A 19,082-nucleotide genomic window follows, 5' to 3' on the forward strand; every position below is an offset into this window, starting at 1 on the left:
CGAGCTTCGAGCTTCGAGCTTCGAGCTTCGAGCTTCGAGCTTCGAGCTTCGAGCTTCGAGCTTCGCGCCCTGCAACGAGAAACGGACCCTCATGACCCAGCCTGATCAGCGCATCCTCGATGAAGTGGCCCAGCTGCGAACCAGCCTCGAGGATGCCAACTATCACTATTACGTGCTCGATGAACCGCAACTCACCGACGCCGATTATGATCGGCTGCTGCGGCGCCTCCAGACCCTCGAGGCGGAACATCCCGAGCTGGTGACGGCGGATTCGCCGACTCAGCGGGTGGGGGCCGCGCCGGCCGATGGCTTTGCCGAGATCGAACATGCGGTGCCCATGCTGTCGCTGGATAACGCTTTCGACGAGCAGGAGCTGGCCGCTTTCGTCGAGCGGGTCGCCGAGCGCCTCGAAGTGGAGGCAGAAAGCCTGGTGTTCTGCTGCGAGCCCAAGCTGGATGGCGCCGCGGTCTCGCTGGTCTACCAGCAGGGGGAACTGGTGGCGGGTGTGACCCGGGGGGATGGCCGCACTGGTGAAGGCATTACCTCCAACCTCAAGACGCTGAAATCGATTCCCTTGAAGCTTCGTGGGCATGACGTGCCGGACCTGCTCGAAGTCCGCGGGGAGGTGACCATGCGTCACGCCAACTTCGAGGCCATGAATGAACGCGCCCGCGAGTCGGGCGGCAAGGTGTTCGCCAACCCGCGCAATGCCGCTGCTGGCAGTTTGCGCCAACTGGACCCGCGCATCACCGACCAGCGCCCCCTGGAGTTCAGTGCCTATCAGGCGGCGCGCATTCAGCCGGATGCCGGTGACGAGCATCATGCCCAGCTAATGACGCGGCTGGCCGAATACGGGTTTCGTACCAGTCGTGAGCTCGCCGTGGTCCAGGGAGCGGCTGGCGTCATCGACTATTGTCGTCAACTCGGCGCAAGACGTGATGGCCTCGGCTATGACATCGATGGCGTGGTCATCAAGGTCGACAATCTGCGTCAGCAACGCGAGCTGGGCTTCGTCGCCCGGGCGCCGCGCTGGGCCATTGCCTTCAAGTTTCCCGCCCAGGAGCAGCTCACTCGCCTCAATGATGTCGAGTTCCAGGTCGGCCGAACCGGTGCCATCACGCCGGTTGCGCGACTCGACCCGGTCTCGGTGGCCGGGGTGACGGTTGCCAATGCCACCCTGCACAATGCCGACGAGATCCAGCGCCTGGGCGTGATGATCGGCGATCGGGTCGCCATTCGGCGTGCCGGCGATGTCATCCCCCAGGTGGTGCGGGTGCAGGTCGACCAGCGGCCGTCGGATGCCCGCGCCATTGTCTTCCCCGAGCGTTGCCCGGTCTGTGAGTCGCAGATCGAGCGCCTCGGCGACGAGGCCGTGGCCCGATGCTCCGGCGGCCTCTATTGCCCGGCGCAACGCAAGGAAGCCTTGAAGCATTTCGCCAGCCGGCGGGCCCTGGACATCGAAGGGCTGGGCGACAAGCTGATCGATGGTCTGGTCGAGCGCGACTGGGTGAAGACCCCGGCGGATCTGTTCGTCCTGGAGGTCGAACGCATCGCCGAACTGCCTCGCATGGGGCAGAAGTCCGCCGCCAACCTGGTCGCGGCGCTCGACAAGGCCAGGAACACGACCCTGGCACGCTTTATCTTCGCGCTGGGTATCCGCGAAGTCGGCGAGGCCACCGCCGCCAACCTGGCACGTCATTTCGGCACCCTGGAGGCACTGATGGCGGCCGATCGTCAGGCCCTGGAAAAGGTCACCGATGTCGGCCCGATCGTGGCGGCCCATGCGCATACCTTTTTTCAGCAGCCGCATAACCGCGAGACGATCCAGGCCCTGATCGCCGCCGGACTGCACTGGCAGGAAGCCGAGGTCAAGACCGGCCCCAGCCCGCTGACGGGCCAGACCTGGGTGCTGACCGGCAGCATGCAAAGCATGACCCGCGACGACGGCAAGGCGCGTCTGCAGGCACTGGGGGCAAAGGTGTCGGGCAGTGTCTCGAAGAAGACGACCTGCGTGGTGGCTGGCGAAGCCGCCGGCAGCAAGTTGACCAAGGCCGAACAGCTGGGCGTTGAGGTCGTCGACGAGGCGACCTTTCTGCAGCGCCTGGCAGCCTGGGAAGAAGGAGGCGAAATCGATGGGTGAGCGCTTTATCGAAGTGCCTTATGGCATGCTCCCGGCTGACACTCTGGCGGCTCTGCTGGAGGCCTTCGTGACCCGGCAGGGTTACGACACCAGCGACACCGAGCAGGGCATGGGCGGCTGGACGCAGCAGTTGAAGCGCCAACTGGAAAGCGGCGAGCTGTTGATCGCGCATGACCTCGAGACCCAGACCACCGAGGTCATGACGCTCGCCCAGTGGCGGGCCTTCGGCCGCGACCTGGCCGACGACGAGGAAGAAGGCTAGCGGTCGGACCTTATCATGCTGCTCGAAGCTCGAAGCTCGAAGCTCGAAGCTCGAAGCTCGTCATTTGCCCTGTATCAGATCGCGGATCAGTCGCCGGCCCGGGTGCAGGTGGTTGATCAGCGTGGCCTCCAGCGGCATGGGCTCATCGCAGATACGCGAAGCGATGACCTCCGCACACAGAGGGGCGCTTGCCAGTCCTCGCGAGCCGTGAGCGGCACTGATCCACAACCCCTGGTGATATTGGCCCGGGGTGTCGGGCACGCGCGTGGCATCCTTGGCCAGCCGCGCATAATCCTCCCGCCAACGCGTAGCGTCGGGCACCGGACCGGCGTAGGGGGTCTTGTCCGGGCTGGCGGCACGCACCGCGGCGCGCCCTCTCATGGTGGCGGGGTCGAGAGATACGCCGGCGGCCTCGAGCCGCTCGGGATATCCGGGCAAGAGTCGCGCCAGCTCGGCGAGATTGGCCTGATGATCCGCCTCGCACAGGGTGTCGTCATTCTGATTCGGCTGAAAGGTGGCCCCGAAGGTCAGTTCACCGTTGTGCGGGGGCGCGACATAGCCGCCGCCACAGATGGCCATGTGGGGCGCTGGCATGTGATCAGGCAGGGGCAGCGCCGAAACTTGCCCGCGGACCGGCTGCAGAGGGAGGCGCTCTGTCTGGGTAAACCGATTGGCCAGGCTTGCGGTGGCGATCACCACCTGGTCGGTCTCGAGATGCTCGGTGCCCTTGTCCGTCGTCAGCGCCAGTCGCCAACTGGTCGAACTTGCCTGAAGGCTCTGGACATGGGCTCGGCGGAAGGTAACGCCCGGGGTCTCGGCCAGCCGACGACACAGAGCCTGGGGGCGTACCCAGCCGCCCAGCGGGTAATGCAGCCCGCCATGGTTCAGGGGCACGCCGGCCAGTTGACTGGCGGCGACGGCGTCGATGCGTTCGACCACATCCGACGGAAGCGGGTGATTGTCGGCAAAACGGGCCTGGCGAGCCTGTTCGCGAGGGCTGGAGGCGAGCTGCAGCACGCCGCTGGGCTGCCACAGGCGATGATGCGGGTCGAGGCTCTCCAGCCAGCGACGGCTATGCAGCAGGCCGGCGAGATAGCAGCGGCTCTGGTCATTGGTCTCGGCGGCAAGCTTGACGTAGAGCAACCCCTGCGTATTACCGGAGGCACCGGCACCGGGGGCCTCGCGATCGATGAGTGTCACCTGCACACCGCGGCGCGCCAGCGCGGCTGCCGCACTGGCGCCGGCCAGGCCACTGCCGATCACGCTGATGTGTCGGCGCGGGCCGGGGGAGGAGGGCAGAAACCAGGGGGTGGAGCGCCGACGCCGGTCCGCCGGTGGCTCGGCGATCTCGCCGACCAGCATGTCGCGTTTGCGGCCGAAGCCTGACACCTTGCGCCAGCGAAAGCCGGCGGCGGCCAGTCCGCGCTTGACGACACCGGCACAGGTGAATGTGGCCAGGGTCGCGCCGGGGCGGGAACGGGCCGCCATGGCCTCGAACAGCGAAGCCTGCCACATCCCGGGGTTGCGTGCCGGCGCGAACCCATCCAGAAACCAGGCGTCGACCCGGCCGTCCAGGTGGCGCAGGCGCTCGGTGGCATCCCCGAAATGCAGATCAAGGGTGACTCGCGCATCGAGCCACAGGCGGTGCACCCCACTGACCGCTGCAGGCCATTGGGCCAGCAGACAGGCGGCGCGCTCGGCGAGGTCCGGCCAGGCGGCCAGTGCTCTGGACAGATCGTCCCGCGTCAGCGGGTAGAGCTCCGTGGAGATCAGGTGCAGGCGGGCCTCCGGGGGAGCATGTTCATCGAAACAGGCCCAGGCGCAGAGCATATTGAGTCCGGTGCCGAAGCCGGTCTCGCCGATCACGAAGGGCCGGTCCAGCCGCCAGGCCGCCAGACGCCGAGGGAGCTGGTTGGCATCGAGAAACACATGTCGAGTCTCGGCGCGGCCATCGTGGCGCGAGAAGTACACATCCCCGAATTCCCGCGAGTGCGGGGACGCCGAGCCCGTTTCATCGGCTTGCCAGTCGAGGGATGCCGGGGTCAGGCCGGCCAGCGGGGGTAGGGCATCCGGGGCAGCGGGCAAGCGGGTCACCGTGTCGGTTGGTTAAAGATTGAACGCCTTGTGCCGGGAGGCAGGCTGACTGCCTTGTGGCGAGGCATCCGCGGCGTTTCAACAAGGTTGTCCACAGTTGCTGTGGGAAAGTGCCGGTGGACTGGTTCGTGCACTCAAGTGCCGGCGCCTGTGCGAGCGCGCTCAGGGCAGCACCTTCTTGAAGGGCTTGACGGTTACCCGCGCGTAGACTCCGGCAATCACGTAAGGATCGGCATCCGCCCAGGCCTGGGCGCTCTCCAGGTCGTCGAACTCGGCGACCACCAGGCTCCCCGAGAAGCCGGCATCACCGGGGGATTCGCTGTCGATGGTGGGCGTCGGTCCAGCCAGCACCAGCCGGCCCTCGTCGCGCAGTGCCTCGAGCCTGGCCAGATGGTCGGGGCGCGCGGCCAGACGCCGCTCCAGGCTGTTGTTCACATCTTCGCTGATGATGGCGTAGAGCATCTCGAAACATCCTCGGTTGAGCGGACTCGTGCCGCGTGATTGTGGGCTTGCCATTGACCCCCGCAGGAGCGGCGAGCACCATGGTCGGTATTCTGACAAAGACTCCTGCCAGCGTCATGCCAATGAATGCACTTCCCGAGCGTTTCGATGGGCAAGCGCTACCGATCGACCTGCACATGCACTCCACGGCGTCCGACGGCGCCTTGTCCCCGGAGGCCCTGGTCGCGTTGTGCGCTTCCCGTGGGCTGACACACCTGGCGCTGACCGATCATGACAGCCTGGCGGGTGTCGATCGAGCGGTCGAGGCGGGTCGGCAACACGACCTGGTGGTGCTGCCCGGCAGCGAACTGTCCTGTCAGTGGCGTGGCATCAATATCCATGTGGTGGGGCTGCTCCCCGAGGGTGCCGATGACGAGCTGACGGGTGGGTTGATGGCTCAGACCGAGGCCCGCTGTCGGCGTGCCGAACAGATTGCCGAGCGACTGCAGCGGATCGGCCTCGACAATGCGCTCGAAAGGGCTCGCGACGCGGCGGGCAGCGACCGCCCGCTGGGGCGTCCCGACTTCGCCCGGGCGCTGGTCACGGCGGGGCTGGTGCCGGACATGGCCACCGCCTTTCAGCGGCATCTGGGGCGTGGCAAGGCCGGGGACATCAAGTCGCACTGGCCGTCGCTGGCGACGGTGGTCGCCTGGATACTCGGTGCCAATGGCGTCGCCGTGGTGGCTCATCCGTTGCGCTATGGGCTGACGCGCCGCAAGCGCGGTCAGTTGCTGGATGATTTTCAGGCCGCCGGCGGGCAGGCCGTCGAGCTGGTCAGCGGCTTTCAGAACCCGGATGTCACGCGCGATCTGGCCAGGCAACTGGCGGAACGAGGCTTCTGGGCCTCGCTGGGCAGCGACTTCCACTTCCCCGGTGGCCATCTGGCACCGGGCAGCATGACTCGGGTGCCGCGGACCGCCGTGGCACCGGTATGGACGCACCCGCGCCTGCAAGCGGCGATGGGTGACGTTGTCCCCGTGGCGTGAAGTGCCATGGGCAGGGCGGCAACGGCCATGGTGGGACCCGCTCACCGCCAGTGTCGTGCCGAGCCGATGAACCCGTCCCGGCGATAAGGAAGCGCTCATGAGCCAGTTCTTTCAGATGCACCCGGAAACGCCCCAGAAACGCCTGATTGCCCAGGCCGTGCGCATCATCCGCGACGGCGGAGTCGTGGCCTATCCGACCGACTCGGGCTATGCGCTGGGTTGTCACCTGGGCGACAAGAAAGCCATCGAGCGCATCAAGTGGCTGCGCGCGCTGGACGACAAGCACAACTTTACCCTGGTGTGTTCGGACCTTTCCGAGATCGGCACCTACGCCAAGGTGGATAATGCCGTCTTCCGACTGCTCAAGGCGCATACGCCGGGGGCCTATACCTTTATCCTGCCGGCCACCACCGAGGTGCCCCGCCTGCTGCTGCATCCCAAGCGACGTACCATCGGGGTTCGCGTTCCCGACCACCCGATTCCCCGCGCCCTGCTGGCGGAGCTGGGCGAGCCGCTGATGAGCGTGACCCTGATTCCGGTCGGCGAGGACCGGCCCATGACCGAGGCCGAAGAGATTCGCGACCGCTTTGGCGCGCATCTGGACCTGATTATCGACGGCGGCGCCTGTCACCTGGAGCCGACCAGTGTCGTCGACATGCGCGAGATTCCGCCGCAGGTCATTCGCGACGGACGCGGTGATACCCGGGCCTTTGCCGACTGATTCGACCGGGGCGCGCGAGGTGCGGGTGTCGCCGGTTCAGGAGGCGCGCTCGGGCCTGGCGCGCCAGCGCAGCACGATCAGGCTGATACCGGCCACCACCAGGGTGCCGCCGAGCAGCTTGTGAGGCCCCAGGGAGTCCCCCAGCATGATGGCACCCAAGCCCACGGCCAGAACGGGCACCAGCAGGGTCAGGGGCACCACACGGTTGACCGGGTGACGCCTGAGAAGGCCATACCAGGCGCCATAGGCCAGGATCGACGACATGATGGCGGTATACAACACGGCGCCCCAGCCGCTCCATTCGGCACTCCTCAAGGCCTCCAGCTGCCCCTGCTCGAACCACCAGGAGCCCAGCGCCACCTGGGGCGTGGCTAACAGTGCCACCCAGCCGGCCAGCGCCATGGGGGCGACATTGGGGCCGCGCTTGATCAGCAACTGCGATATCGCCCAGCCCAGGGCACTGCACAACAACAGGCCGGTGGGCAGGGGCGCGGGCAGTGTCGGTCCGCCGGCAAGCACCACGATGCCGGCAAACGACAGGATCAGCCCCGCCAGGCGGCGGGCGCCCAGTTTCTCCTTTAGCACGATGACGGCCAGCAGGGTGGCAAAGGGGGTGCCCATCTGGACGAGCAGTGCCCCCGTGCCCGCCTCGGCCTGGCTGAGGCCGATGAACAGCAGCGCGAAGTGTAGGGTGCCGAAGGTCACCGAGAGCACCGCCAGAAAGGGCAGCTGGTGACGCGCCACCGGATGGAAGGGCACCAGCAGGAGGGCCGCCAGGGCAAAGCGCAGTGTGGTCAGCATCAGGGGCGGCATCTCGGTCACGCCGACCTTGATGACGATGATGTTGAGTGCCCAGATGAGTATGACACCCAGGCCGATGGCCAGGTCGCGAAGTGGCACGAGAGATCCTTTTCAAGGGTTGCAGCGTGGTCTCCAGCATATCAGAGGTCGCGTCTGTCGTGCCCCGTCATGCTTCCCGGATCAGGCCTTTGGGTACCTGTGGCTGCCCAGGGTGCTGGGGTATAACGTCTAGTCACGAGCTATAAGCTATGATTTGTGAGGTGTGGTGTTTGAGGGGAGATGCGTGTGGGGGAGCGATGCCTTGGGGTAGCGTGGACGAGGGCCATAAAAATTAACGAACGCTAAACGCTGTTGCCAGCTAAACTAATCCAGTAATCTAGTTACTGCATGAAGTTGCTGAATTTTTCGGTAAAGTGGAAACGGCGCTCCGCAGTCTGAGACTGGCTGTCGTGTTTCGCCAGCCAAGCACTTTAACCATAACGTCACAATGAGGTGTATTCATGAAACGCCATGCTTTCTCTGCCGCCGCCTTCTCTGGAGCCCTGCTCGGTGCCGCGATGTTCGCGTCCCCCGCCATGGCCCAGGACGAAGAGCAGTTCATCACCATCGGTACCGGTGGCCAGACCGGCGTCTATTACGTTGTCGGCCAGTCCGTTTGTCGTCTGGTGAACCGCCTTGAAGATGCCAACATCAAGTGTAACGCGCCCTCCACCGGGGGTTCCGTGGCCAATATCAACGGCATCCGAAGCGGTGAGCTGGACATGGGCGTTGCCCAGTCCGACGTTCAGTTCCAGGCCTACAACGGCACCGGCAACTTCGAGGATGACGCTTACGAAGACCTGCGCGCCGTCTTCCGTGTCCACGGCGAGCCGCTGACCATCCTGGCGCGTGCCGATGCCAACATCGAGTCGCTCGACGACCTGGCCGGCAAGCGCGTCAACATCGGTAACCCGGGTTCCGGCCAGCGCAACACCATGGAAGTGGTGATGGACGCCAAGGGCTGGACCGAGGATACCTTCTCGCTGGCCTCTCAGCTGGATGCCGCCGAGATGGCCTCCGCCCTTGCCGATAACAATATCGATGCCATGGCCTATGTCGTGGGTCACCCCAATGGTGCCATCCAGGAAGCTACCACCACGGTTGATGCCAACCTGGTCCCGTTGAATGATGAAGCCATCCAGGGTCTGGTCGAGGAGTATCCGTACTACTCCATGTCCACCATCCCGGGCGGGCTCTACAAGGGCAATGATGACGACGTCGAAACCTTCGGTGTCGCGGCGACCTTCGTCTCCACCACCGAGACCGATGCGGATGTCGTCTACCAGACCGTCAAGGCGGTGTTCGACAACTTCGATCGCTTCAAGAAGCTGCATCCGGCCTTTGCCAACCTCGAGCCGGAGACCATGGTCTCGGAAGGCCTGTCGGCGCCGCTGCACGAAGGTGCCGCACGCTACTATCGCGAGCAGGGCTGGATCGAGTAAGTTACCAGACGTAACTTCTCGCACCTTGTAGAAGGATGCGCGGCCTCTTGCTGAGGGGCCGCGCTTTGCGTTTGCGGTGCCGGTCGGTCGCCGGCGACGCACTGACACAGTGTCAACCGATACAGAGCAGGGCTCACATATGACGGAAGATAAGAAAAGAGGGCCGGAAACCGACGTTGACCTCGAGGATATGGTGACCTCGACCGACTCGGGTGCCCGTAAGCCGGCGGGAATGCCGGGTAAGCTGCTGGTCAGCATTGCCGCGGTATGGTCGCTCTTTCAATTGTGGATCTCGTCACCTTTGCCCTTCATGATGGGTATCGGGGTCTTCAACGCCACCGAGTCGCGCTCCATCCATCTGGCCTTTGCGCTGTTTCTGGCGTACATGGCCTATCCGGCGCTCAAGCGTTCGCCTCGTGACCGGATTCCCATCCAGGACTGGATCCTGGCCACCCTGGCAGCCTGTGCCGGGGCTTACATGTTCGTCTTCTACGAACAGCTGGCGCAGCGACCGGGCGCGCCCATCCTGCAGGACGTGATCGTCGGTGTCGTCGGCATCCTGTTGCTGCTCGAGGCAACGCGCCGAGCGCTCGGGCCACCGCTGATGATCATCGCCAGCATCTTTATCTTCTATTCGCTGGCCGGGCCCTGGATGCCAGGCATCCTGGCGCATGGTGGCGTCAGCCTGGCGGGCTTGATCAATCACCAGTGGCTGACCACCCAGGGGGTGTTCGGTATTGCCCTGGGGGTTTCGACCAGCTTTGTGTTCCTGTTCGTGCTGTTCGGCGCCCTGCTCGACAAGGCCGGGGCGGGTAATTACTTCATCAAGGTGGCCTTTTCCATGCTCGGCCACTACAAGGGCGGGCCGGCCAAGGCGGCCGTCGTCGCTTCCGGCATGACCGGTTTGATCTCCGGCTCCTCGATCGCCAATACCGTGACCACGGGCACCTTCACCATCCCGATGATGAAGCGGGTCGGGTTTTCCTCGGAAAAGGCGGGGGCCGTTGAGGTCTCGTCCTCGGTCAATGGCCAGATCATGCCGCCGGTCATGGGGGCGGCGGCCTTCCTGATGGTCGAGTATGTCGGCATCTCCTATGTCGAGGTCATCAAGCATGCCTTCCTGCCGGCGTTGATCTCGTATATCGCGCTGATTTATATCGTCCACCTCGAGGCCCTCAAGGCCAACATGCAGGGGCTGGAAAGCAGTAACCCGGCCAAGCCGCTGGTGCGCAAGGTGGTCGGCTTCCTGGGTGGCCTGTTGCTGATGATGATCACGGCCCTGATGGTCTATTACGGACTGGGCTGGTTGAAGCCGGTACTCGGGCCGGCCACCCCCTGGCTCGTGGCCGTCGCCCTGGTGGGGATCTATGTGGCCCTGCTCAAGCTGGCTTCCGGGTATCCCGAACTGGAGGTGGACGATCCCAATGAGCCCATCTATACCCTGCCGCAGACCCGCCCCACGGTGCTGGTCGGGCTGCAGTACATTCTGCCGGTCGTCCTGCTGATCTGGTGCCTGATGGTCGAGCGACTGTCGCCGGGGCTGTCGGCCTTCTGGGCGACCGTGCTGATGATGTTCATCATGCTCACGCAACGGCCCATCACGGCCATCTTCCGCCAGCGCAGCGATTTCGTGGCCGATGTCCGTGAAGGCTTCCTCGACCTCTGGGATGGCCTGGTGACTGGTGCGCGCAACATGATCGGCATCGGCATTGCCACGGCGACCGCCGGCATCATCGTCGGTGCTGTTTCCCAGACCGGCGTGGGGCTGGTACTGGCCGACGTGGTCGAGACCGTTTCCATGGGCAACCTGATGCTGATCCTGCTGTTCACCGCGGTGCTCAGCCTGATCCTCGGCATGGGACTGCCGACCACGGCCAACTACATCGTTGTATCGGCCCTGCTGGCCCCGGTCATCGTGCACCTTGGTGAGCAGAACGGCCTGCTTGTGCCGCTGATTGCCGTCCACTTGTTCGTGTTCTACTTCGGCATCATGGCCGATGTGACACCGCCGGTGGGCCTGGCATCATTCGCAGCGGCGGCCGTCTCGGGTGGGGATCCGATCCGAACCGGCTTCCAGGCCTTCTACTACAGCCTGCGTACAGCGGCTCTGCCGTTCCTGTTCATCTTCAACACCGACCTGCTGTTGATCGGTGTATCGCCGTTGCAGGGGGTGTTGATATTTGTGGTGGCGACGGTCGCGATGCTGATCTTCGCGGCGGCGACCCAGGGCTTCATGATCACGCGCAACCGCTGGTACGAGTCGATCCTGCTGCTGCTGGTGGCTTTCACTCTGTTCCGTCCCGGCTTCTGGATGGACATAGTGCATGACCCCTATCGCTCGATCCCGCCGGCACAGTTCGCCGAGGCGCTGGGCAATGTGGATAGCGACAGTACGCTGCGCCTGCAGATCCAGGGCGAAGATGCCTATGGGGATCCGATGACCACCTACATGACCATGCCGGTGCCAGATGGCGAGACCGGTGACGAGCGGCTGGCCAACATGGGACTCGATCTGCGCATGGAAGACGGCAGCGCCGTGGTCGACATGGTGACCTATGGCAGTCAGGCGCAGGAGCTTGGTTTCGACTTCGATCAGCAGATCATCGAGGTACTGGCACCTGTGGATCGCTGGTCCAAGGAGTGGATGTGGATACCGGCCTTCCTGGTGTTCGTGCTGGTGGTGATGCTGCAGCGCCGGCGTCGTGATCGCGATGTGGCACCGGCTTCGGCTTGAGGAGGTACACGATGTACAGCAAAATTCTCTTACCGGTGGATCTCAACGAGCAGGCTTCGTGGTCCAAGGCGTTGCCCACGGCATTGACGCTGTGCCGCAGTTTCGGCGCCTCCCTGCATGTGGTGACCGTGCTTCCTGACGTGCAGATGCCCATGGTCGGGGGATTCTTTCCCCCCGACTATGCCAGCAAGGCGCAGGAAGCCGTCAGCGAGGCCCAACATGAGTTCATTCGCGACAATGTGCCCGACGACATTCAGGTGCAGAGCGTGATTGTCGAGGGCTCACCCTGGGAGGCGATCATCCAAGCATCCAGGAAAGTGGATGCCGACCTGATCGTCATGGCCTCTCACACCAAGCGCAAGTTCGTCGATTATGTGCTGGGGCCCAACGCCGAGCATGTGGTGCACCACAGCAAGGTTTCGGTGATGATCGTGCGTTGATCGCCATGAGAGTGATGCGCTACCACTCAGGCCCTGCCTGTGTGGTAGCGTTCTTGCGACAGGCCCTGCATCGGCCTGTGGCATCGCTAGACTTCAGTCCACCACCGGTTTGCGAGGCGTACGCTATGGTCCTGGGATACCTGCGCTGGATCGGTGCCGCCGCCTTGCTGATCCTGCTCGGTGTGCCGTTTCAGACGATGGCTGCTTCCGAGGAGCTACCCAAGCCCAGTGGCGATGTCATTTTGACCATCAGTGGTGACATTGCACACACCAATGCGGGAGACGAAGCGCACTTCGATCGTGCCATGCTGGATCGCCTCGCGGCCCGCACCATCACGACCAGCACGCCCTGGCATGACAATGCTCAGCGTTTCGAGGGGCCGCTATTCACGGCGCTGCTCGACGCGGTCGGCGCCGATACCGAGCAGGTGCTTGTCGGCGCCCTCAATGGTTTCGAGGCCCGGATACCGGTAGCGGATTTTCGTCGCTACGAGGTCATACTGGCAATGCGCTGCAACGGCAAGCAGGTACCGATTCGCAACCTCGGGCCCCTGCTGGTGATGTACCCCTTCGATGAACACTCTGAGCTCAATACCGAAACGGTGCGTTTCCGGTCCGTCTGGCAGGTGGATCGCGTCTTCGTTTATTGAGTCGTCTGGAGACCCCGGTGCTGCAACATTATCCACTCCGCCTCAAGCTCGGGGCGATCTCCGCGTTATTGCTGTTCGTCGGTGCCCTGCTGGTCGTCGGCCTGGTGGTCTGGCGTCAGGACAGCCAATTTTGGCGTGTCGGCGCGGACACCACCTGGCATGCCTACAAGCTGGATCGTGATGTCGTGCAGTTGCGCAACTTCCTGTTGTCCGATCGACCGGGCAGCGAGAGCCTCGAAGGGGTACGCCTGCGTTTCGAGCTGCTCTACAGCCGGCTCAACCTGCTGGAAAGCGGCGACATTGCCGAGCTTCTCGCCTCGGTTCCACTGGCCGCGAGCCTGGCCCAGGATATCCAGGCACATATCCGCACTATCGATGACATTCTCGGCCAGGCCGATGTCATGAATGACACCGTCAGGAATCGCGTGGAGCGCGAACTGGCGGCCATGAGTGAGCCCACGGAACGCCTGGTAGTGTCGATCAATTCGCATCTGGCGGAGTCGACGACCCAGGAGCGCGAGCGCCTAAAGTGGTTGTACGGCCTGCTGCTGGTGCTGCTTCTGGCCATGAGCGTGGCGGCGATGATGGTGGTGGCCTTCCTGTTCCGCGAATCCCGTGACAACGCCCAAGCGCGCCGCACCCTCGAGGAGCTGAGTGCCGAGCTCGAGGTGACGGCGCATCAGGCACAATCGGCCAGTCAGGCCAAATCCGAGTTCCTGGCCACGGTCAGTCACGAGATCCGCACGCCCCTCAATGGGGTGATCGGCATGAGCGAGCTGCTCACCGAGGATGCGCTGAGCAGGGACGCTCGCCACTATGCCGATACCATCCAAGACAGTGCCCGGCGCCTGCTGGAGCTGATCAACGATATTCTCGACTTTTCCAAGATCGAGGCGGGGCGACTCGATCTGGAGGCGCGATCCTTCTCCCTGGAGGAAATGCTCAACGGCGCCACTTCCCTCTTCGCCCCGCATGCCGAAGCGCATGGCATTGCCTTGACGCTGCGGATAGACCCGGCACTGCCGGTGCATGTCATCAGTGACCCGGGCCGCTTGCGCCAGATACTGCTGAATCTGCTCTCGAATGCCATCAAGTTCACCGAGGAAGGCGAGGTCAGGGTGTCGGCCTTCCTCGACCAGGGAGAGCTGGCCATCGAGGTGAGCGACTCGGGGTGCGGTATCGAGCCCGAACGACAGCCACTCCTGTTCAAGCCCTTCCAGCAGGGTGACCCCTCCACGGCGCGCCGCTTCGGCGGTACCGGGCTCGGCCTGGCCATCTGCAAGCGCCTCGTCGAGGCCCTGGGAGGACGCATCGGTATGCAAAGCCAGTTGAAGTCGGGCAGCCGCTGCTGGCTTCGCCTGCCGCTGGTGGCCGGCACCGAGGAGCCGGCTCGGGCCGTGCCGAGTGTTCGCCGCGATGACAACAGCGTCCAGCAGGGGGCGCACTTGCTGGTCGTCGAGGACAATCCGGTCAATCGACAGGTGGCGCATGCCATGCTTGCCCGCATGGGATTTCAGGTCACCCTGGTGAGCTCCGGAGCAGAGGCACTGGAATGCGTGGAAGGCGAAGCGTTCGACCTGATCTTCATGGATGTGCAGATGCCCGACATGGATGGCCTGGACGTCACGCGGCGCTTGCGGGCCAGTGATGGCTGGGCCGCCGAGGTGCCCATCGTGGCCATGACCGCCGGCGGGTATGGCGGTGACCAGGCACGCTGTCTGGCCGCCGGCATGAATGGCTACCTGGTCAAGCCGATCTTCCAGGATGACCTGCACAGCGTATTGCGTCGGCATCTTGCCTGCGAGCCGGCCGACAGTGACGCCCGGGGAACGCCGAACGACGCCGAGCCCCTGCTGGACAGCGAGGCCCTGGACGCCTTGGAGAAGAGCCTGGGGCGCGCCGAGTTGCAGGACCTAGTCCGCTACTATCATCAGCAGGCCGTCGGTCAGCTGGCGGCATTGCGGCAGGCCGTGGTCCAACGGGACGGTGACGCTGTCATCCATCAGGCGCATCAGATCAAGGGCGAGTCGGCCAGCCTGGGCGCCAGCCGCGTCGCCGCCGTGGCAGCCCGAGTGGAGCAGGCCGGTCGCGAAGACCGCTTCGATGCCTTGACGCCCGAGCTTCAGCGTCTCAACAATCTCTTCGAGCTGAGCATTCAGGCACTCGAGGCGCGCTGGGCCTAGTCTTCGCAGGTTGCTGATTCTCAACGCCATCACCCCGGTGGTGCTTCACTGCTGGCCATCGTCGCCGGTTCCCTGGTCACCGGGCTGGGCTATGCCATGCTAGGCGTGGCGAGACGCCGGTGGCCGTGGAAGGCTGAACCATCTGACCATCTCGCTCCCGCTGCACCAGCGTCGAGCATGGTGCGGCGAGGATGTCCTGCCAAAGGCGTATATTCTCCCGGCGCTACATGACCAACACTGACCATGGAACCTATCATCCTCTTTCAGGAGTTATGCCATGATTTATGCTAACCCGGGTACCCCCGAGGCGCTGGTCGACTTTGCGGCGCGTTACGGCAACTACATCGGCGGCGAGTTCGTGCCGCCGGTCAAGGGGCAGTACTTCGATAATGTCAGTCCGGTCAATGGCGAGGTTTTCTGCGAGATACCGCGCTCCACCGCTGAGGACATCGACAAGGCGCTGGATGCCGCCCATGCCGCGGCCCCGGCCTGGGGTCAGACCTCGGCGGCCGAGCGCAGCAACCTCTTGCTGAAGATCGCCCAGCGCATCGAGGACAACCTGGAAGCCCTTGCGGTCGCCGAGTGCTGGGACAACGGCAAGGCGGTGCGCGAGACGCTCAATGCCGACCTGCCGCTGGCCATCGATCACTTCCGCTACTTCGCCGGTTGCATCCGTGCCCAGGAGGGTACCGCCGCCGATATCGATGCCAATACCGTGGCCTACCATTTTCATGAACCCCTGGGCGTGGTCGGGCAGATCATTCCCTGGAACTTCCCGCTGCTGATGGCGACCTGGAAGCTGGCCCCGGCGCTGGCGGCGGGCAACTGTGTGGTGCTCAAGCCGGCGGAGCAGACCCCGGCCTCGATTCTCAAGCTGATGGAAGTGATCGGCGATCTGCTGCCGGCCGGCGTGCTCAATATCGTCAATGGCTATGGCGCTGAGGCGGGCGAGGCGCTGGCAACCAGCACGCGTATCGCCAAGATTGCCTTTACGGGCTCGACCCCGATCGGCTCGCACATCCTCAAGTGCGCAGCGGCCAACATCATTCCGTCGACCGTGGAACTGGGCGGCAAGTCGCCGAATATCTATTTCGCCGACATCATGAATGCCGAACCCGAGTTCATCGACAAGGCGGTCGAGGGGCTGGTGCTGGCCTTCCTCAACCAGGGTGAGGTCTGCACCTGTCCGAGTCGTGCGCTGATCCAGGAGTCCATGTACGAGGACTTCATGGCTCGCGTCGTCGAACGCACGCGGTCGATCAAGCGTGGCAACCCGCTGGATACCGAGGTTCAGGTAGGGGCCCAGGCCAGTCAGGAACAGTACGACAAGATCCTGTCGTACATGGACGTGGCCCGCGAGGAGGGCGCCGAGTTCCTTACCGGCGGTGGCAAGGAGAGCTTCGATCCCGCCTATGACAGGGGCTATTACATCCAGCCGACCCTGCTCAAGGGCGACAACAGCATGCGTGTCTTCCAGGAAGAGATCTTCGGCCCGGTAGTCGGGATCACCACCTTCAAGGACGAGGCCGAGGCGCTGGCCATTGCCAATGACACCGAGTTTGGACTCGGCGCCGGCGTCTGGAGTCGCGACATGAACGTGGCTTTCCGCATGGGGCGCGGCATCCAGGCCGGCCGGGTGTGGACCAATTGCTACCACCAGTATCCCGCCCATGCGGCCTTTGGTGGCTACAAGAAGTCCGGTGTCGGCCGCGAAACCCACAAGATGGCCCTGGAGCACTATCAGCAGACCAAGAACCTGCTGGTCAGCTACGACAGCAACCCCATGGGTTTCTTCTGAGCGCCACGCTCGGGCGATGCCTTGTCCCGGCAGGCGGGATACACACGAAAGCGGCGGCCCTCGGGCCGCCGCTTCGCGTTTCAGGCAGGGGCAAAGTGCCCGTCAGGTCTGTGAAGCGGCCTCGGGCGGCTCGCCCACGAAGCCCGGCATGGCCTGGGCTTTGCCGTCTTCACCGGCCAGCACCAGGAAGTGCAGGTGGCGTTCGTACTCGGCCAGCACATCGCCGATGACCTGACCGCGTGTATAGCCATTGACGTCCTTGTCCGTGCCGCCCTCGGCCAGGTAGACGTCGAGACGCACATAATAGTCGTCATCCACCGGCAGGAAGCTGGGCGTGCGCAGTCGACGGGCACGCACCCGATAGACGAAGCTGGCGGCATCGTCGAAGTCGACCTGCAGGGTCAGGCTGGGTAGGGGCTCGCCCTCGAGCACCGCCTCATCAATCGTGGCCCTCTGGCCCCGTGCGCCGAGCTCCTCAGCGAACTGCTGCAGCGCGGGGCGGATGGCATGCTCGATGGTGGCGGCGGCTCCCGCACGGTTGGAGGTGTCCAGCGCCCGGTCGAGGCGCTCTCGCCATTCACCGCCGGCGGCGCCACCCGTGACATAGTGACGGGCATCGGCCTTGGTGCTTTCCAGCTTCAGGGCGCGGGTCATGCCGGCCATGATGGCAAAGATCACCAGCGAAAAGGGCAGGGCCGTGATCACCACCGCACTCTGCAGAGCCGAGAGGCCACCGGCCATCAGCAAGGCCACTGTGACAAGCCCGATGGTCACGGACCAGAAGATGCGCAGGCGTACCGGGGCGTCATGGTTCACATCGGCCAGAATCGAGGTGAAGTTGGCGAGCACCAGAGCGCCGGAGTCCGCCGAGGTGACAAAGAACACAATACCCAGCACGGTCACCACCGAGGCCGTGATCCCGATGTAGGGATACTGCTCGAGAAAGGTATAGATGGTGGTCTGAGGCGTGTTCAGTGCCTGCTGGCCGAGTTCGGCCAGGCCCTGGTTGGCCACCATCTCGATGCCGCTGTTACCGAAGATCGACATCCAGGCCATCATGAAACCCAGTGGAATCAGCAGGGCGCCGATGGCGAACTCGCGGATGGTGCGGCCTCGCGAGATACGTGCCAGGAAAAGCCCGACGAAGGGTGTCCAGGCGATCCACCAGCCCCAGAAAAAGATGGTCCACCAGCCCTTCCATTGTTGGGCATCCTCGCCGGCAAAGGCATAGGTATCGAAGCTCATGCCGACAAAGCCGCTGAGGTAGTCCCCGGCGTTGAGCACCAGGGCGTCCAGCAGGTGCAGGGTGTCGCCCTGGAAGAGTACGAACAGTAACAGCAACAGGGCCAGGCCCATGTTGAATTCGGAAAGGCGGCGGATGCCCTTCTCGACCCCGGTCACCACCGAGATGGTCGCCAGTATCACGACCAGCACGATCAGCACCACCTGGGTGGTCAGGCTCTCGGGAACGCCGAACATGAAGGTCAGCCCGTAGTTGAGCTGCATCACCCCGATGCCGAGGCTGGTTGCGATGCCGAAGACCGTCGAGATGACCGCCGTGATATCCACGGCATTGCCGATGGGGCCGTGAATACGCTTGCCGAGCAGCGGGTAGAGGGCGCTGCGAATGGCCAGCGGCAGGCGATGGCGATAGCTAAAATAGGCCAGTGCCATACCCATCAGGACGTACATCCCCCAGCCGGTCAGCCCCCAGTGGAGGAAGGTCTGAGGCACCGCGGCGCGCATCGCCGCGGCGCTTTCCGGCGCCATGTCGGGCGGCGTCATGTAGTGCGAGAGCGGCTCGGCAACGCAGAAGAAGAGCAGGTCGATGCCGATACCGGCGGCGAATAACATCGAGGCCCAGGACAACAGCGAGAACTCCGGGCGGGCATGATCCGGTCCCAGCCGGATGCGGCCAACGCGAGAGCAGCCGATCACGATCACGAAGACTAGATAGGCCACGGCGGCCAGCATGTAGTACCAGCCGAAGGTATCGCTCACCCAGGCCAGGCCGGCGTCGAAGAAGGCGCCGGCCTCCTGGGTGAACGTCATGGTCAGAATCAGGAAAACCAGGATACCGATCACACTGCCGTGGAAGACAATGCGATTGATCCGGTCCTTGTGTGCCGGGATGGCGGGATTATCCGACATTCAATGTATCCTCCTTGGTGGACGAATCTTTTTTAAATGAATGTTCAAATAAAATAACACATCCTCGAGATACTGCAAGTCGAGGGCTGTCGCCTGTCCTGCTGGCTTCGGGGTAAGGTTCGTCGTGAGCCACGGTGTCC

14 protein-coding genes are annotated in these 19,082 nt (G+C 64.0%); 10 read left to right on the forward strand and 4 right to left on the reverse strand.

Features of this window, described 5'->3' with window-relative positions:
* The first annotated feature begins 91 nt into the window (after positions 1-91).
* Both ligA and QWY74_RS07965 read left to right on the forward strand, forming a co-directional pair.
* Positions 92-2,140, forward strand: coding sequence for an NAD-dependent DNA ligase LigA (gene ligA / locus QWY74_RS07960; RefSeq protein WP_264824201.1), 2,049 nt, complete (start codon positions 92-94; stop codon positions 2,138-2,140).
* On the forward strand, positions 2,133-2,402 hold the full coding sequence (locus QWY74_RS07965) for a YheU family protein (RefSeq protein WP_264824200.1): 270 nt from the start codon (positions 2,133-2,135) through the stop codon (positions 2,400-2,402). Before ligA ends, QWY74_RS07965 begins: the two co-directional genes overlap by 8 nt.
* 60 nt (positions 2,403-2,462) lie before the next feature.
* On the opposite strand, the gene mnmC is transcribed toward QWY74_RS07965, so the two are convergent.
* Together mnmC and QWY74_RS07975 are read right to left on the reverse strand one after the other, a co-directional pair.
* Entirely contained in the window at positions 2,463-4,487 is a 2,025-nt protein-coding gene (mnmC, locus tag QWY74_RS07970; RefSeq protein ID WP_264824199.1) for a bifunctional tRNA (5-methylaminomethyl-2-thiouridine)(34)-methyltransferase MnmC2/FAD-dependent 5-carboxymethylaminomethyl-2-thiouridine(34) oxidoreductase MnmC1, read from the reverse strand.
* A 171-nt stretch (positions 4,488-4,658) separates the two neighbouring features.
* On the reverse strand, positions 4,659-4,958 hold the full coding sequence (locus tag QWY74_RS07975; RefSeq protein WP_264824198.1) for a YciI family protein: 300 nt from the start codon (positions 4,956-4,958) through the stop codon (positions 4,659-4,661).
* A 116-nt stretch (positions 4,959-5,074) separates the two neighbouring features.
* Between QWY74_RS07975 and QWY74_RS07980 the strand changes: the two genes are divergently transcribed.
* Both QWY74_RS07980 and QWY74_RS07985 read left to right on the forward strand, forming a co-directional pair.
* The gene (locus QWY74_RS07980) at positions 5,075-5,983 is read left to right on the forward strand and encodes a PHP domain-containing protein (protein ID WP_290314103.1); all 909 of its coding nucleotides are present in this window, start codon (positions 5,075-5,077) and stop codon (positions 5,981-5,983) included.
* Between the two features lie 97 nt (positions 5,984-6,080).
* Positions 6,081-6,704, forward strand: a complete 624-nt coding sequence (locus QWY74_RS07985) for an L-threonylcarbamoyladenylate synthase (RefSeq protein WP_264824196.1) — start codon at positions 6,081-6,083, stop codon at positions 6,702-6,704.
* Between the two features lie 36 nt (positions 6,705-6,740).
* On the opposite strand, the gene QWY74_RS07990 is transcribed toward QWY74_RS07985, so the two are convergent.
* Positions 6,741-7,604 carry a DMT family transporter gene (locus QWY74_RS07990; protein WP_264824195.1) on the reverse strand — a complete coding sequence of 288 codons (864 nt, stop codon included), beginning with the start codon at positions 7,602-7,604 and terminating at the stop codon, positions 6,741-6,743.
* Between the two features lie 401 nt (positions 7,605-8,005).
* On the opposite strand from QWY74_RS07990, the gene QWY74_RS07995 reads away from it, so the two are divergent.
* From QWY74_RS07995 to exaC, 6 genes are all read left to right on the forward strand, one after another.
* Positions 8,006-8,986, forward strand: coding sequence for a TAXI family TRAP transporter solute-binding subunit (locus QWY74_RS07995; protein ID WP_264824194.1), 981 nt, complete (start codon positions 8,006-8,008; stop codon positions 8,984-8,986).
* Between the two features lie 139 nt (positions 8,987-9,125).
* Entirely contained in the window at positions 9,126-11,720 is a 2,595-nt protein-coding gene (locus QWY74_RS08000; protein WP_264824193.1) for a TRAP transporter permease, read from the forward strand.
* A gap of 11 nt (positions 11,721-11,731) precedes the next feature.
* Positions 11,732-12,160 carry a universal stress protein gene (locus tag QWY74_RS08005; protein WP_264824192.1) on the forward strand — a complete coding sequence of 143 codons (429 nt, stop codon included), beginning with the start codon at positions 11,732-11,734 and terminating at the stop codon, positions 12,158-12,160.
* Between the two features lie 125 nt (positions 12,161-12,285).
* Positions 12,286-12,810, forward strand: a complete 525-nt coding sequence (locus QWY74_RS08010; protein ID WP_264824191.1) for a putative pterin-binding protein — start codon at positions 12,286-12,288, stop codon at positions 12,808-12,810.
* Positions 12,811-12,827: 17 nt separating this feature from the next.
* Positions 12,828-14,993, forward strand: coding sequence for an ATP-binding protein (locus QWY74_RS08015; protein WP_290314104.1), 2,166 nt, complete (start codon positions 12,828-12,830; stop codon positions 14,991-14,993).
* Positions 14,994-15,270: 277 nt separating this feature from the next.
* A complete protein-coding gene (exaC, locus tag QWY74_RS08020) occupies positions 15,271-16,791 on the forward strand; it encodes an acetaldehyde dehydrogenase ExaC (protein ID WP_264824189.1) in 1,521 nt (506 codons plus the stop codon).
* Positions 16,792-16,893: 102 nt separating this feature from the next.
* Here the strand turns inward: exaC and betT are convergent, their stop codons facing one another.
* Positions 16,894-18,942 (reverse strand): choline BCCT transporter BetT, encoded by a 2,049-nt coding sequence (betT, locus tag QWY74_RS08025; protein WP_264824188.1) that lies wholly within the window; start codon positions 18,940-18,942, stop codon positions 16,894-16,896.
* Between the last annotated feature and the right edge of the window lie 140 nt (positions 18,943-19,082).

It is taken from the genome of Halomonas almeriensis, from assembly GCF_030409235.1.
Classification (GTDB): domain Bacteria; phylum Pseudomonadota; class Gammaproteobacteria; order Pseudomonadales; family Halomonadaceae; genus Halomonas; species Halomonas almeriensis.

Coding starts and splice junctions, on each gene's coding strand:
- QWY74_RS07975 (WP_264824198.1), bottom strand. CDS start 4,958: ATGCTCTACGCCATCATCAGCGAAGATGTGAACAACAGCCTGGAGCGG.
- QWY74_RS08000 (WP_264824193.1), top strand. CDS start 9,126: ATGACGGAAGATAAGAAAAGAGGGCCGGAAACCGACGTTGACCTCGAG.
- QWY74_RS08005 (WP_264824192.1), top strand. CDS start 11,732: ATGTACAGCAAAATTCTCTTACCGGTGGATCTCAACGAGCAGGCTTCG.
- QWY74_RS07965 (WP_264824200.1), top strand. CDS start 2,133: ATGGGTGAGCGCTTTATCGAAGTGCCTTATGGCATGCTCCCGGCTGAC.
- QWY74_RS07985 (WP_264824196.1), top strand. CDS start 6,081: ATGAGCCAGTTCTTTCAGATGCACCCGGAAACGCCCCAGAAACGCCTG.
- betT (WP_264824188.1), bottom strand. CDS start 18,942: ATGTCGGATAATCCCGCCATCCCGGCACACAAGGACCGGATCAATCGC.
- QWY74_RS07980 (WP_290314103.1), top strand. CDS start 5,075: ATGCCAATGAATGCACTTCCCGAGCGTTTCGATGGGCAAGCGCTACCG.
- QWY74_RS08010 (WP_264824191.1), top strand. CDS start 12,286: ATGGTCCTGGGATACCTGCGCTGGATCGGTGCCGCCGCCTTGCTGATC.
- ligA (WP_264824201.1), top strand. CDS start 92: ATGACCCAGCCTGATCAGCGCATCCTCGATGAAGTGGCCCAGCTGCGA.
- QWY74_RS07995 (WP_264824194.1), top strand. CDS start 8,006: ATGAAACGCCATGCTTTCTCTGCCGCCGCCTTCTCTGGAGCCCTGCTC.
- exaC (WP_264824189.1), top strand. CDS start 15,271: ATGATTTATGCTAACCCGGGTACCCCCGAGGCGCTGGTCGACTTTGCG.